The following is a 14105-nucleotide window of genomic DNA, read 5'->3' as shown; positions in this document are numbered from 1 at the left end:
TTCTGAGCGGAGCGAAGAACCCGCTTTTGCCTTTCCTGATTTACCCAAACCGCACCGCGCCCCACCCTGTCGCCTTTTTTCTGGCGACAGGGTGGGAAACCACGACCCTCAACCGGCCGAGAATGGCGGCGAAGCCGCAGTGGCCCCACCGCAGGTGGCTTACTTAACCGAGCACCCCTTCCCCATCGCCGGCTTCGCGCCCGAGTTCACGGCATCCTGCTCCGACTCATACTTCCCGTTCTTCGTCTTGCCATAATTTTTCGACCCGTAACAGTGGTAAACACTGCTGTCCGTATTCACCCACACCATCCCCGGGCCGCCGCCCGGCGCAGCCTTCCGTCCCGAACCAGACCCCGCCACGGCGCCCGACCCATTCGCCCCGGCACCCACAACCGTCTTCCCGTTGTCATCGGGAGTAGCCACCACCGCGTTCGGCGACTTCTTGTTGATCGCATCCTTCCGCTGGTTCGACATCGTCGAATTGTCCCGCGGATTCACCGTCTCATCCGACTTCGACGTCTGCTTCGCCGTCTTCGACTGCGAACCCGTCCCCGCGCCCTTGATATCCGGATCGGTCGCGCCGCCCACCGTCTGGTACCAGTCCTTCACACCCTGGTGCTGCGCACAAGCCTTCTTCTTGTTGGGATTGGTCGTATACGTCCCGTCCTTGCACTGCCCCGTCGCATCACCCGGCTTGGCTGACGTACCCGCCGCCTGCCCGCTCGCCCCAGCCTGCGCTCCCTGCCCGTAGCAAGCCGTAGCCGCCGCCAGCATCACACCCAATCCGATCCGCAAAAACTGTCCACTCATAGTCCTGCCTCCCATCTCTCGGACCGATAGGATGCAGAACCGCGCTCAAACGTGGGCCCCGCAAACCGGACCTGACACCGCTCCAGCGCTGCGCACGTCCCGCGGCATCTCCCTCCGCACCCCGCCGCATCTACCCCACCGGAGGATCGAACGGAATGGGACCCGCCCGCTTGTCTCTATACCTGATCGCCAGCATCGCTGGCGTCGCCGCCATCATGACCTGGCTCAATCGCGCCAAGGCCCTCAGCGCCAACTCCGGCAACCAAATCCCCGTCCAGAAGGCCGCCGATGCCCTGCGCGAAGCCTGGGCCGACAACCACACCACCGTCTAACACCACAGCGCAACCACCACGCTCACCCACCACAAACACAAAGGCCGCACCCAAACCTGGATGCGGCCTCTTTGCCCCTTCCGTCCCTCGTTCCGGAGCCTGCCCCTGAGTGCAGTCGAAGGGTCCCCGCCGTTTTACTCCGTTCCTAATCCCTGCTTTTCTGTTCCCTGTTGCCTGTTCCCTGCCTTTTTAGAACGGGTTCAACTTACCCAGCCCCTTCTTCTTCTTCTTCTTGCTCGACGACTCTTCGCTCAGGTCCGCCTTCGGCTTCTTCTGCTTGCTGTTCGCCGCCGCGTCGGCCGTCTGCTGGTTCTGCCCAGGCTTGATGTCGTTGATCTGGTCCGGTGCCGCCGCCGGCTTCTCCGCCTGTGGCATTGCCCGCGTCTCCGGCACAATCGGCTTCACCAGCGCGTTCGGATCCGCACTGTTGCCGACACCCGAACCCACTGTCGCCGGATTGGTATTCCCCGACGTCGCCGGCACAGCACCCGCGCCCGGTGCACCCACAATCTGCACGCCCACGCCCGTACCGCCTTCTCCGCCCGTCTGCACCGGTGCTTCGCTCGGCCGGTCGCTCCGCGGAGGCTCATTCGCCCCCGTCGGCTTCGCACCGTTCGGATTCTCCACCGGCTGACCGGTCGCCTCTTTGAAGTACGCGACGTTTTCCTTCGTGATATCCGGCGCCAGCGTGCGCTTCGCATCCTGCAGACTCGGATCACCCACGTGCACCGCCTGCACCACCGTCGGGCCGCGCTTGATCAGCCCCAGAATCGTGTCCGTAAACCGGATCGGCTGTTCGCTGTCCTGCTCAGCCTTGTTCTCGGCCACCTGTGCCGCCGTCGCCTCAGGCACCGGACGATTCATTGCCACCAGCCGGTCGCGCGCATCCTCCACATGGGGAGCCATCGGATACCGCGTCACCACCTTGCCGTAAGCCTGAGCCGCCTTGTCCAGGTAAAGCGCCCGCATGCGCTCCTTCACCGCGCCCGACGCCTTCGACATGGCCCACAGCCTCGCCTCGCCCGCATACGCATCGCCAATGCTCAGCAGCGTCTGGTCGCCCTTCGAGTACAGCGGATAGGTATCGGCCACCGTTTGCAAACGCGCAATCGAAGCCGGGTAGTTCTCCTTGCTCAGGTAGTACAGCCCGATCTGCGATTCCCGCTCCGCCAGAACTTCCTGCACATCCCTCAGCTTCTGCTTCGCCCGTGGAATCAGCGTCGAATCCGGGAACATGTTGATCATGTTCCGGTACTCACGCTCCGCGTTCACCGCGTTATTGAAATCGCGGTCCGGCTTCTCCATCTGCTGGTAGTAGATGTCGCCCACCTTCATCTGCGCTTCGGCAGCTTCCGGCGCATCTGGGAAGAACGTGATGAAGTCCTTGTACTCGGCCTCGGCCTGCGTCAGGGCAGCCGTACCGCCCTCCTTGAACCAGCTGTCGCCCACCGCCAGCTTGGCGCGCATCTTGTATTCCGAGTCGGGATAGGTGTTCAGCATGGTCTGCAGATCCAGCCGCGCCACGTCGAACTTGCCCTTCTTCAACGCCAACATGGCCTTGTCGAACAGTTCCTTGTCCGGCTGCTTCGAATTCACATTGGCCAGCGGATTGGCGCTCAGGTCCTGGTTCTTCTTCTTCTTGGGCTGCTTCTCCCGCGAATACGCCGACGCGCTCGTCAGCAACAGCGCAGCCAGCGCCCCGGCGACCATCCTGTTCGAATACCGATTCATAATTCCTCTTCGCGGCGGATCAGCCTTGCCCCGCCTCTACCCGATTGTTCTCGCCCGTCTCGCACCGCAAGTCTTGCTCTGGGGATCTTCCCTATCTTATCCGCTCACACCCACCCTGAAATGCCCTTGATCCCGAGCATCCCCACCAGGCCTGTCATCCTGAGCGGAGCGAAGGATCTGCGGTTGTTCTTGCCTTTGTCTTTCCTGGACACTCCCACAACCTTGTCATTCTGACCCTGAGTGCAGCGAAGGGGAAGAACCCGCTTTCAACACCGCCGGTTCCGCCTCGAATCCGCCGTGCCCCATCCTGTCGCTTCTTTCTGGCGACAGGGTGGGAAACCACAAACCTCAACCAGCGGCGCGCTTAGCAGCATCGAGCAAGTCCCGGGCATGCCTCTCCGCATCCCCCGCGCCGAACACCGCATTCCCGGCCACCAGCAGTTCCGCTCCTGCTTGGACGACCCGCTCCACCGTGTCGTGAGCCACCCCGCCGTCCACTTCGATCCTGAATCTCAAGCCAAGCTCCGCCCGCAGCCGCGCCAGCTCGCGAATCTTGTCCAGCGAGAACTCGATAAACTTCTGCCCGCCAAACCCTGGATTCACGCTCATGATCAGCACGTGGTGCACCATCGGCAGAATGTCGCGGATCACTTCCACCCGCGTCGCCGGATTCAGCACCACCCCCGGCTTCATCCCGTGGCTCGCAATCAGTTCCAGCGTCCGGTGCAAGTGGCGGCAAGCCTCATAGTGCACACTCACCCAGTTCGCGCCCGCATCAGCAAACGCCGGAATAAACTCATCGGGATTCTCGATCATCAGGTGGCAATCCAGCGGCAGCTTCGTAGCCTTCCGCAGGCTGGCAACCACGGGCGGCCCAATCGTGATGTTGGGCACAAAATGCCCGTCCATCACGTCCACGTGGATCACGGTCCCGCCTCCGCGCTCCGCCGCCGCAATCTCCTCGGCCAGTCGCGCAAAATCAGCGGAAAGTATCGATGGAACAAGCTCAACCATGCGCTTAACGGGAACGCCTCCCTGCAACGCCAGTCTACCAGCCGCCTCGCCTTTGCTTGGTCATCTGGATATCGAGCCGCGACCTGGTGCAACGAAGCGGAAGGGGCAGTCGAAGGACCCGCATGTGCCTTGCCGGTTCACGAACGAACTCACCGTGCCCCATCCTGTCGCTTCCTTCTAGCGACAGGGTGGGAAACCACAGATCCCAACCCAGCCACCCGCTCGTTCCCCCACACAAAATGGGTGCCCCAGGTCCCCGGTTTTGGGACCTGGGAAACCGCGAACCCCACCCAGCCTGAGTCTTTGCTTTTGCTCTTCTTTCTGGTCCATCCCGAAGGGAATCTGCTGCTCGGGCTGGGCGTTCCCACCAACGAACTTGTCATTCTGAACGGAGTGAAGAACCCGCTTTTCCACCCGTTCCGCTCCCGCACGACCCCTTGACTGGAAGCCACCAACTCAATCCCAGCCGAGAATGGCGCCGAAGCCGCAGTGGTCCCACCGCAGGTGGCCAGAGAATGGCGGCGAAGCCGCGGTCAGCCGCACCGCAGGTGCCCTGCCGAGCATGCCGGCGAAGCCGCGGTTGGCCCCACCGCAGGTGGTGTGGAAATCTTGTCAAGGGGTATTTCGAAAAATAGTCTGTAAGTAGCCAAATTATCAGCTACATACAAATCGAAAATAATTGCCGATTTACCTTCGAAATATGCCACACTTAAATTAATCAGGAAAAACACCGCCCGCCGGCGCCAAACCGGCGGGCTTTTCTTTGCCCAAAACCCAATCCGGGCGCAGGGTGCCCCCGGTCCCTAGCTTTTGGGGACCGGGGAGGGGCCCCCGCGCCCGCACAACTCACCGCGACCGGGTGAAACCACAACCACATTTACGAAAGGTACAACCATGTCCACGACCATCACACCAGAATCCGCCGTACAACGCTGCCTCGACGCTTACAACAAAGCCTGCGCCGAAGACGATGCCCGCAACGACCACAGTCCTGAATCCCTCGCCCGTGTCAACCGCGCCTACCGCCGAGCCATGCCCTTCCTCACCCCGGCCACCATCGACGCATTCCTGGCCTGCGTCACCCACGGCCTCGTCCTCGAAATCTTCACCACCGCCGAGGCCGCAAAACTCCTCTACGCCACCCAGATCGCCGTCGGCTCCCGCCGCACCGCTCAACAGCAATCCAAAGCACCGCAGCCCCAACCGGCACCCACCCCTACTCCCCTAGCGACGAAAGGCGCGGAAGGCGCAGTGGCCCCACCGCAGGTGGCGCAGGTGCCCACCCCCCTCCCCCCAGGCAAGAATGGCGCCGCAGGCGCGATGGCCCCACCGCAGGTGGCAAACGACAAGGAGAAAGCCCACGTGCAGGCCATGCTCGAGCAGATCCTCTCTGGCAAAACCATCCCTGAAGCCCCTCTGGCTCCCTGGAAGAAGGCACCCCCCACCCCCTCCCCCTTCACCAAGAGCGGCTTGGCCCTCCCGACAGCCAGCTAGCCTGCTAACTCGCCGACGCGCCAACCTGCTAAATTGCCAAGGAGACCCCTGAACCACTCAACACCCTGCCGCTTCACCCCATGCCAACGAGCCACACAGGATATCCCTGCCCAAAAGATCAGCTGACTGTCCCTTGTCCCTTTTTCCCTTGTCCCTGCCTCTCTGTTCCCTGGTCCCTAGTCCCCGGTCCCTATTCCCTACTCCCTACTCCCTACTCCCTACTCCCTACTCCCTACTCCCTACTCCCCGCCTTCGAGCGTATCCCCCCCTCCCTGCGTCCAATTGACTGAACCGGCGCAACATCCCGCGCGCGAGACAACTCTCGCCTGCGGGCGATACCCTGAACGTGTTCTTCGCGGATTTATCCTTCCGCCGGGGTGATCCGCGCAAGGCTTAAGCACAAAGGAGCAGGCAATGAATCGCGTTCGTTGGGCGCACCTGGCCCTCGGTTTGGCTGTACTGTTGACCGGCTGCAGCGGCTTCTGGGACAAGCCCTCCGGCGGCGGTGGCGGAGGCGGCGGCAACGCCAGCGGCGTCTTCTACGTGCTGAATCAGACCACCCAGCAGGTCGTCGGCTTTGCGTTCGCCTCCGGCTCAACCACGCCCAAAGCCGTCACCGGCGGCTCGGCGTCCCTCGGAGTAATCCCGTACGCCATGGCCATCGCACCCGGCGGCGGCTTCCTCTACGTCAGCACCGGCGGCGGCATCTTCGCCTACAGCATTGCCTCCAGCGGCGCGCTCACCCTGCTCAACAACTCCCAGGCCATCAGCCAGGATCTCCCCACCTCCATGGCCGTCGACGGCACCGGCACCTGGCTCATCGAATCCATCGGCGGCAGCGGCATCCTCAACGCCATCCCCATCTCCGCCTCCACTGGCATCCTCGACACCGCCCGCACCGTGCAAACCGCCCAGCTGCCGAACACCTTCCTCAACGGAATCGCGGCCTCGCCGGCCAATCAGGGCACCCCCTACATCTTCGTAGCCATGGGCACCGGCGGAACCGAAATCCTGCCGTTCACCGCAAACTCCACCGGCAATCCCTTTGGCACTCTCAGCAACATCAAGGTGCTTAAGTCCGGCGGGGGCGCGACCGCCATCGCCGTCGATCCCACCAATCGTCTCCTCTATGTGGGTGAAACCGTCGCCGTCTCCGGCACCCAGACCGGCGGCCTGCGCGTATTCACCATCAGTTCCACGCACATCGCCGAGGTCTCCGGCTCGCCCTACGCCACCGCTGGCGCGGGCCCGTCTGCCATCGTGCCCCTGACCAACTATGTCTACGTAGCCAACAAGACGGTGACCGGCGCCGGCACTACCAGCAACATCACCGGCTTCCCCATCGTCTCCACCGGCGGCGTCTACTCGCTCGGGGCCGTGATCAACACCATCAATGCCGGCACCAACACCGTCGGCCTCGCGCAGGAAAACACCGGAACCTACCTGCTGGCCGTGAATGCCGGCGGAAGTCCCGACCTCAGTACCTACACCTACGACACGACTACGCCCGGCAAGCTGGTAGCGGGCGCCACCGCGTCCACCGGAACCGACCCAACCCGTCCCAACGCAATCGTCGCCGTGCCCTGAAGCTCTTACCAAGCTTCGAACACAACCTCATCGCCGCGGCCCACAATCGAGTGCTTCTGAAACTCCGCATCGTTCCGCTGCGGATAATCACTGCGAAAGTGCGCGCCGCGGCTCTCCGTTCGCGCCAGCGCCGACCGCAGAATGGTTTTCGCCACGCTACTCACAGCGCGAGCCTCAAACAAGGCCCGGCTCTGCTTGCCTTCCTGCAGAAGCCGTTCCACAACCTGCTCGCATTCGCCTTGCCCCTCGAGGCCCAACCGCAGCGTCTCTTCCGCGCGGAGCAGCCCTGCATAGCTCCACATCTGCCGCTGCAGCTTCTGGACCACGACGCTTACCAGTTCCTCATCCTCGGGTGCCATCGCCGTCCGCGCAGCTCCCGGCTCCGGCGAACCCACACTCGGCGGCCCATCCGCCAGCATGGCCTTCGCCGCCCGCGCACCAAACACCAGCCCTTCCAGCAATGAATTGGAAGCCAGCCGGTTCGCTCCATGCACTCCCGTGCACGCGGCCTCGCCCGCCGCATACAAGCCCGGCATCGTAGTCCGCCCATCCAGATCGGTCTTCACGCCGCCCATCATGTAATGCGCCGCAGGCCGCACCGGAATCAAATCGCGCTGCAGCTCCAGACCATACTTCGCCAGAAACGCACTGATCCCCGGGAACCGCTTTTGCAGGTCCATACCTTTGACATGGCGCATGTCGAGATACACGGGCCTCACCGCGTCTAGCCGCTCGCCCATGCCCTCGCGCGCCACGGCGCGCGCCACCACAGCCCGCGGAGCCAACTCCAGCATCGGCGAATACCGCTCCATGAACCGCTCGCCGCGATCGTTGCGCAGATACGCACCCTCGCCCCGCAGCGCCTCTGAAATCAGAAACCTCGGAGCGCCCTCTAGCGAAAACGCCGTCGGATGAAACTGGTAGAACTCCATATCTGCCAGTTCCGCGCCTGCTTCCGCCGCAAGAGCAATCCCATCGCCAGTAGCCACAGCGGGGTTCGTCGTATCGGAATACACCTGTCCCGCGCCGCCCGCCGCAATCAGCACAGCCCGCGCACACACCCGCGTCGCATTGTTTCCCGCATCCAGCAGATCGGCGCCCACAACACGGCCGTCGCTCACCACCAGCTCCGTAACGCATGTCCACTCGGCAAACCGAATGCTGCCGTGCGAGCGCGCCATTGTTGCCAGTGACCGGCTGATCTCCGCGCCTGTAGCGTCTCCGTTCGCGTGCAGAATACGCGGCAATGAGTGCGCTGCTTCGCGCGTACGCAACAGGCGCCCGTTCTCTTCATCGAAGTGCGCGCCCCACTCGATCAGCTCGTCAACGCGCTCCGGCCCCTCGCTCACCATCACCTGCGCCGCGGGCCGATGCACCAGTCCATCACCGGCATTGACGGTATCGCCCAGATGCAGAGCAATATCTTCGCTGTCGTTCTCCGCAACCGCAATGCCGCCTTGCGCGTAGTGAGTGTTCGATTCCTTGACCGCCTCTTTGGTGACCACAAGCACGTCGCCATGTGCAGCCAACTCGAGCGCCGCCCGAAGCCCGGCCACGCCCGCGCCCATCACCAGAAAGTCGCACCGCGCCCGCGAAATGCCCCCAATGTTCATTGATTCGAGGCTATCAAAGCCAGCCCGGCGCACAAACACATGCAACGCACTCGGAACCCTATAATCATCGTGTTCCGCGCTCCCCAAATTCGCGTACCAACAACAAAGGATCAATCTGCTTTGAAGAACACCGGGCCCATTGCTTCACCGCGTAAGAGCCGTCTGCAGAAACGCCTGCTTCGTCATCACCTGCCGCTCTTCTTGCTCTCGTGCGCCTCTGCATCTGCGCTCTACTTCACGCGCCCTTATCCCGACGTGCTCACGCGCCTCAGCTTCTCAACCGCGTATCCGGCGATGGCGCTTCTTGCCATCACACTACTCACAGGTCCCTGGAACATTCTGCGTCGGCGCACCAATCCGGTCTCCAGCGATCTGCGCCGCGACATCGGCATATGGGCAGGCATTCTCGGAGTCATTCACACGGCAGTCGGCCAATGTGTTCATCTGCGCGGAAAGCCCTGGCTCTACTACGTGTACGGTCCGCAGGAGCATCACCACGGCCTGCGCCACGACGTCTTCGGATTCTCAAACTACGCGGGAGCACTCAGCGTTCTGCTGCTCGCCGCTCTGCTCGCGATGTCGAACGACTGGTCGCTGCGCCGGTTGGGCACGCGCCAATGGAAAAGTTTGCAGCGCTGGAACTACGCCGTCTTTGCCCTTGCGGCCGCCCACGCCATTGGATATTTGGTGATAGAGCAGCAGAAGCTTCCGTTCGACACAGTGATCGCAATCTGTATCGCCATCACACTCGTCATGCAGGCGCTCGGCTTTTCGAAACGCTTTGCATCAAAGCGTGCTGTATCGGGTCCACTTATGGATGGCGCATTGCGACAGCCAAGGCCATGAAGTTTGCGCAATTGCAGCTACAGCACCGGTTAGCCGGCTAACTTATCGCAAGCTACACTTAGATGCAATTTACCTGACGTCAGCCGATCAGCATGAACATTGCTTATCTGTCAAGGTCCGCGGCTAACCCTCTGCGAAAAAATCGCGTCACATTACATGAAAGCCGTTCGCAGTTGTAGCGGCGGGCGGTCCTGGGGATTGTGCGGCAGGAATACTTAGACGTTCGTATCCTCGCGTATCCCGAGCCGGTTTTGTGAGCAGCACCTGCTGCGGCTGATTGTCAGCCAACCCGCTCCTCTGCTCACCCGGTTGGCACAAAAAACGGAAGCCATTCTGCGTCGCCAGGACTCAGCCTCTGCTGCGTCAACGACGCTCCATGGAACGAATCGGTGCATACCCTGGCGGAAGCTGAGGAGGGTTATGGACGAAAGCATTCTCTATGTCCATTGCAGGACATAATTTCTTGATTATGAATGAAATAATCCCTTTTCGAACCGCAACTCAACTTTCCCTTCTGCGCAGAATCGCATCGAAGAGGTAGTAGCTTTTTGGGGCTTTCTGCACATGAACAACTGGACGAAATTCGCAATGGTTGCTCAGCCATCGAATCTGCTGCTCACAGCACTTTCTCCGAGTTATCGCGCCTCGTTGGTGGCGCGTATGCGCACCGTAACTCTGGCTCCTCGCGAGATCATCTACGAGGCCGACGAAGTGCCCAAGTACGCGCACTTCCTAACCTCCGGAGTGGCGTCGATCGTCGTTTCGATGTCCAACGGAGCCAGCACAGAGGTGGGCCTCTGGGGCCGCGAAGGTCTCGTAGAGAGCTTCCACCTTCTCGGAGACGCCCGCATTCCAAACCGCTGCATTGTGCAGATGGAAAGCACGGCCCTCCGCATGCCGTTCCATGAACTGCAGAGGGAGTTCCACGACTGCGCGGAACTGCGCAACTGCGTTCTACAGGGCGTGCAAAGCCAGACCGCCATTTTCGGTCAGCTTGCCGGCTGCAATCGCTTGCACGAGGCTGAGGAACGTCTCGCACGCTGGCTTCTGATGGTCCGTGACCGTACCGAGAGCGACAACTTCTTCATCACCCAGGAATTCCTTGCCGTGATGCTGGGTTCGCGGCGCACCACGGTCACCGCGGCCGCAGGCGAGCTACAGAGGCGCGGCCTGATTCATTACAGCCGCGGGCGTATTCATGTGTCCGACCCCGAAGGGCTGGAACAGGTAGCATGCGAATGCTATCCAACCATCCGCGAACTCTACGGCAGCTTCTATTGCGGTGCGCCTGAGCTTGACGCCAGGATGGCCAGGCCAAACACCGCATAACTCCGCACAGCCCGCTGCTCTGCTTCGCACTCCCGGTGGATTACGATAAGAGCAGCGTGCAAACCATACGAGTAGAAACCCCATCGGCCCGGTATGACGTCTTCGTCGGCAGCGGACTTTTGCGCTCGCTGGCGCCACGCATTGAGCGCATCGCGGGGCGGCTTCCGCGACGCATCTTCGTCCTCACATCGCCTGAGATCTGGGCGCTGTGGGGCAAAGCACTTTCGGAGTCGTTCCCAGAACCGCCCCTTGCGCTGTTTCTGCCTGCGGGCGAGAAGCACAAGAACCTCGTCAACGTAGAGAAGATGGCGCGTCAGATGATCGCCGCCGGCGGCGATCGCAGTTCCCTGCTGATCGCATTCGGTGGCGGCATCGTCGGCGATGTCGGCGGATTCCTCGCCGCCATCTTCATGCGCGGCATCCGTTACGTGCAGGTGCCCACCACATTCCTCGCCCAGGTTGATTCCTCAGTCGGCGGCAAGACCGGTGTCAACCTCCCTGAGGGCAAGAACCTCATCGGCAGCTTCCATCATCCCCTCGCCGTCTTCGCGGATATCGGTGTGCTCGGCACTTTGCCCGATCGCGAGTTGCGCTCCGGTTTGATGGAAAGCATCAAGGCCGGCATCATCCGCGACCGCACCCTGGTGCGCTTTATGGAAGAACACGTCGACGACGTGCTAAGGCGCGACCCCAAGGCTCTCGAAAAAGTAATCGCCGCCTCGGTTCGCATGAAGGCCGACGTCGTCAATCGCGATGAACGCGAAAGCGGCCTGCGCATGATTCTCAACTTCGGCCACACTCTCGGCCACGCCATCGAACAGGTTACGCGCTACAAGGCGCTGCTGCATGGCGAGGCTGTCGGCTGGGGCATGATCGCCGCACTGCATCTTGCCAAAAAGCGGGGCACCATCAGCAGCCGCCAGGGCGAGCGTCTCGAGAGCCTGGTGTATCTATACGGTCCTTTGCCGCCTCTCAAGCTGCGCCCGGGTAAACTCGTGGCCGCCAGCGGATCCGACAAGAAAAACACCGGCGGCGTGCGCCGATTCGTACTTCCGGTAGGAATCGGCGATGCAGGCGTCGTCGAAGATGTAACTCCAGCCGAATTGGAAAGCGCAGCGGCATACATGCTGGCTCGCGCCGCTGAAAGGCATGCCTGATGCCGGTCTCGGGCGCAAAACCGGCAGGCGCAGACAATGAGTCTAGCGCGGCGCAGGCCGTCCAGCAGATGTTTAACTCCATCGCGCCGCGTTACGACCTGCTGAACCACGTCCTTTCCGCAAATATCGATCGCCTCTGGTGGCGGCGCACCGCGCGGCGCTTCCGCACCATCCTGTCGAACCCCGACGCGGCCATTCTCGACATCTGCTGCGGCACGGGCGACATGACCATGGCCCTGCTCAAACACCGCCCCACCGGCGCTCGTCCCGTTCTCGCCGGCGACTTCGCGCGCGCCATGCTTTCGCGAGGCGCACGCAAGTTCGCGGGCCGCGGAGCCATCGCACTTGAGGCCGACGCCATGCATCTCCCTCTGCGCAGCGAATCGCTCGATCTGATCGTGACTGCGTTCGGCTTTCGCAACCTGTCGAACTACGAAGGCGGCCTGCGCGAGTTTCATCGCGTGCTTAAGCCCGGCGGACAACTGGGCATACTCGACTTCAGCGAGCCCGGCGGCCTCATCGGCAAAGCCTACGCCATTTACTTTCGTCGTGTTCTGCCCGCGATTGGGCGCATGATCTGCGGCAAGGACGGCCCGTACAACTACCTTCCAACTTCGGTCGGCAACTTTCCGCCGCCTCCGCAGATGCTTCAAATGATGCGCGCAGTCGGCTATGACGATTGTGCTTGGCAGCCTTACACCTTCGGCATCGCCGGACTCTACACGGCAACGCGAACCTGATAGTAGGCTTATCGAGATGAGTTCCGGAGTTCAGAGCCTCGAAAGCATATCGGCAGAAAAGCGCCGCGTCGCCCTGCACTCCATGCTAGCCGCGGCGGCAATGACGGCGCTCAAGGTTGCCGCTGGCATCGTCTCCGGATCTCTCGGCGTACTCTCCGATGCTGCCCACTCCGGCCTCGATCTCGCCGGCGCGGGGCTCACCTTCCTGTCGGTCCGGGTCTCTGATCGGCCCGCCGATGAAAACCATCCATACGGTCACGGTAAGGTCGAGAACATCTCGGCCTTTATCGAAGCCGGCCTGATGGCGATCTCCTGCGCATGGATCATCTATGAAGCGCTGCAGCGCATATACAGCCACAGCGTTGAACTCCGACATTCGATGTGGCCGGTCCTCGTGCTGGTCACATCCATCGCCGTGGACTACTGGCGCTCGCGCCAATTGCGCGAAGTTGCGCGCCGCACCGGATCTCCGGCTCTGGCTACCGATGCGTTTCACTTCGCCTCCGATATATGGGCTACGCTCGCGGTGCTCGGCGGTCTCGCCGCAAGCTGGGCCGGAAAGCAGTTCGGCATTCCCGGATTGCGTTATGCCGATCCCTTTGCGGCTGTCGTCGTGTCGCTGATGATCCTGCGCATGACCTGGCACCTCACGCGCGAGACCATAGGCGCTCTCACTGACCAGATCCCGGTCGAAACGCGCAAGCGCGTCGTCGATGAAGTTGAAGGCGTCGAAGGAGTCCTCGCCGTTGAGCAGGTCCGCGTGCGCCGTTCCGGAGCAGCGTACTTCGCGGATCTCACTCTCGCGCTGCCCAGCCGCACCACCTTCGAGCACACGGGCGAACTGGTTCGTGCCGCGACCGAAGCCGTGCAGCGCATTGTGCCACAGGCCGATGTCGTCATCCACACCGTTCCGCGCCAGACGAACGCCCAAAGTATCTTCGATCGCGTTCGCGCGGTTGCAGCCCGTAACAACGTCTCGGTCCATGAGCTCAGCGTTCAATCACACCAGGGGCGCTTGCGTGTGGAGCAGCACGTCGAGCTGGACGAAAACATGCCGCTGCTCGACGCCCACTCATTCATCACCAGCATGGAGCAGGAGATTCTTCGCGAGGCTCCGGAAGTGGACTCGGTTCTGACTCACATTGAGAGCGAACCCGCCACCATCGAGCAGCCGGACGAGATCGTCGTGGACGACCGTCGTATCGAAATAGCATTGCGCGCAGCGGCGAAATCATTTCCTGAAATCGTAGACGTGCATGAACTAACGGTTTTACGCGCTCATGATCACGTCGATCTTTCGTGCCACTGCACGTTGCCTGACAAACTCCCCATGCTGCGTGTCCATGAAGTCATCACCGGTCTCGAAGATCGTCTCAAGCTCGAGTGCCCTGAAGTCAACCGTGTCACCATCCATCCCGAGCCGGTGACCGATAATACGCGATAGAGGGTTAG

At 61.9% G+C, this 14105-nt stretch carries 12 protein-coding genes; 8 read left to right on the top strand and 4 right to left on the bottom strand.

Going from position 1 to position 14105, the window contains the following annotated elements; all coding sequences use genetic code 11:
* Positions 1-159 precede the first annotated feature (159 nt).
* The gene (locus MOP44_RS12465) at positions 160-810 is read right to left on the bottom strand and encodes a DUF3761 domain-containing protein (RefSeq protein ID WP_260796362.1); all 651 of its coding nucleotides are present in this window, start codon (positions 808-810) and stop codon (positions 160-162) included.
* A gap of 155 nt (positions 811-965) precedes the next feature.
* On the opposite strand from MOP44_RS12465, the gene MOP44_RS12460 reads away from it, so the two are divergent.
* A complete protein-coding gene (locus MOP44_RS12460) occupies positions 966-1142 on the top strand; it encodes a hypothetical protein (protein ID WP_260796361.1) in 177 nt (58 codons plus the stop codon).
* A 189-nt stretch (positions 1143-1331) separates the two neighbouring features.
* Here MOP44_RS12460 and bamD read toward each other — a convergent pair whose 3' ends face one another.
* On the bottom strand, positions 1332-2873 hold the full coding sequence (bamD, locus tag MOP44_RS12455) for an outer membrane protein assembly factor BamD (protein WP_260796360.1): 1542 nt from the start codon (positions 2871-2873) through the stop codon (positions 1332-1334).
* A gap of 348 nt (positions 2874-3221) precedes the next feature.
* Positions 3222-3887 (bottom strand): ribulose-phosphate 3-epimerase, encoded by a 666-nt coding sequence (gene rpe, locus MOP44_RS12450; RefSeq protein WP_260796359.1) that lies wholly within the window; start codon positions 3885-3887, stop codon positions 3222-3224.
* 894 nt (positions 3888-4781) lie between these two features.
* On the opposite strand from rpe, the gene MOP44_RS12445 reads away from it, so the two are divergent.
* Complete coding sequence (locus MOP44_RS12445) at positions 4782-5381, top strand: hypothetical protein (RefSeq protein ID WP_260796358.1); 600 nt, start codon at positions 4782-4784, stop codon at positions 5379-5381.
* Between the two features lie 414 nt (positions 5382-5795).
* Complete coding sequence (locus MOP44_RS12440) at positions 5796-6968, top strand: lactonase family protein (RefSeq protein ID WP_260796357.1); 1173 nt, start codon at positions 5796-5798, stop codon at positions 6966-6968.
* A gap of 5 nt (positions 6969-6973) precedes the next feature.
* Here the strand turns inward: MOP44_RS12440 and nadB are convergent, their stop codons facing one another.
* Positions 6974-8581 carry an L-aspartate oxidase gene (nadB, locus tag MOP44_RS12435; protein ID WP_260796356.1) on the bottom strand — a complete coding sequence of 536 codons (1608 nt, stop codon included), beginning with the start codon at positions 8579-8581 and terminating at the stop codon, positions 6974-6976.
* Between the two features lie 120 nt (positions 8582-8701).
* On the opposite strand from nadB, the gene MOP44_RS12430 reads away from it, so the two are divergent.
* The 5 genes from MOP44_RS12430 (at position 8702) to MOP44_RS12410 (ending at position 14097) form a co-directional block, all read left to right on the top strand.
* Positions 8702-9427 carry a ferric reductase-like transmembrane domain-containing protein gene (locus MOP44_RS12430; protein WP_260796355.1) on the top strand — a complete coding sequence of 242 codons (726 nt, stop codon included), beginning with the start codon at positions 8702-8704 and terminating at the stop codon, positions 9425-9427.
* A 564-nt stretch (positions 9428-9991) separates the two neighbouring features.
* Entirely contained in the window at positions 9992-10756 is a 765-nt protein-coding gene (locus MOP44_RS12425) for a Crp/Fnr family transcriptional regulator (protein ID WP_260796354.1), read from the top strand.
* A 56-nt stretch (positions 10757-10812) separates the two neighbouring features.
* A complete protein-coding gene (aroB, locus tag MOP44_RS12420) occupies positions 10813-11913 on the top strand; it encodes a 3-dehydroquinate synthase (RefSeq protein WP_260796353.1) in 1101 nt (366 codons plus the stop codon).
* A complete protein-coding gene (locus MOP44_RS12415; RefSeq protein WP_260796352.1) occupies positions 11913-12653 on the top strand; it encodes a ubiquinone/menaquinone biosynthesis methyltransferase in 741 nt (246 codons plus the stop codon). Before aroB ends, MOP44_RS12415 begins: the two co-directional genes overlap by 1 nt.
* 16 nt (positions 12654-12669) lie before the next feature.
* Positions 12670-14097 (top strand): cation-efflux pump, encoded by a 1428-nt coding sequence (locus tag MOP44_RS12410; RefSeq protein WP_260796351.1) that lies wholly within the window; start codon positions 12670-12672, stop codon positions 14095-14097.
* The last annotated feature ends 8 nt before the right edge of the window (positions 14098-14105 follow it).

It is taken from the genome of Occallatibacter riparius (assembly GCF_025264625.1).
Classification (GTDB): Bacteria; Acidobacteriota; Terriglobia; order Terriglobales; family Acidobacteriaceae; genus Telmatobacter; species Telmatobacter riparius.
The sequence above is the reverse complement of the archived record's forward strand: the minus strand, read 5'-3'. Positions and strand labels throughout refer to the sequence as shown.

Excerpts from the sequence above, each read along its gene's own strand:
- MOP44_RS12410 (WP_260796351.1), top strand. The coding sequence starts at position 12,670 with ATGAGTTCCGGAGTTCAGAGCCTCGAAAGCATATCGGCAGAAAAGCGC.
- MOP44_RS12460 (WP_260796361.1), top strand. The coding sequence starts at position 966 with ATGGGACCCGCCCGCTTGTCTCTATACCTGATCGCCAGCATCGCTGGC.
- MOP44_RS12440 (WP_260796357.1), top strand. The coding sequence starts at position 5,796 with ATGAATCGCGTTCGTTGGGCGCACCTGGCCCTCGGTTTGGCTGTACTG.
- MOP44_RS12415 (WP_260796352.1), top strand. The coding sequence starts at position 11,913 with ATGCCGGTCTCGGGCGCAAAACCGGCAGGCGCAGACAATGAGTCTAGC.
- bamD (WP_260796360.1), bottom strand. The coding sequence starts at position 2,873 with ATGAATCGGTATTCGAACAGGATGGTCGCCGGGGCGCTGGCTGCGCTG.
- nadB (WP_260796356.1), bottom strand. The coding sequence starts at position 8,581 with ATGAACATTGGGGGCATTTCGCGGGCGCGGTGCGACTTTCTGGTGATG.
- MOP44_RS12465 (WP_260796362.1), bottom strand. The coding sequence starts at position 810 with ATGAGTGGACAGTTTTTGCGGATCGGATTGGGTGTGATGCTGGCGGCG.
- MOP44_RS12445 (WP_260796358.1), top strand. The coding sequence starts at position 4,782 with ATGTCCACGACCATCACACCAGAATCCGCCGTACAACGCTGCCTCGAC.
- rpe (WP_260796359.1), bottom strand. The coding sequence starts at position 3,887 with ATGGTTGAGCTTGTTCCATCGATACTTTCCGCTGATTTTGCGCGACTG.
- MOP44_RS12425 (WP_260796354.1), top strand. The coding sequence starts at position 9,992 with ATGAACAACTGGACGAAATTCGCAATGGTTGCTCAGCCATCGAATCTG.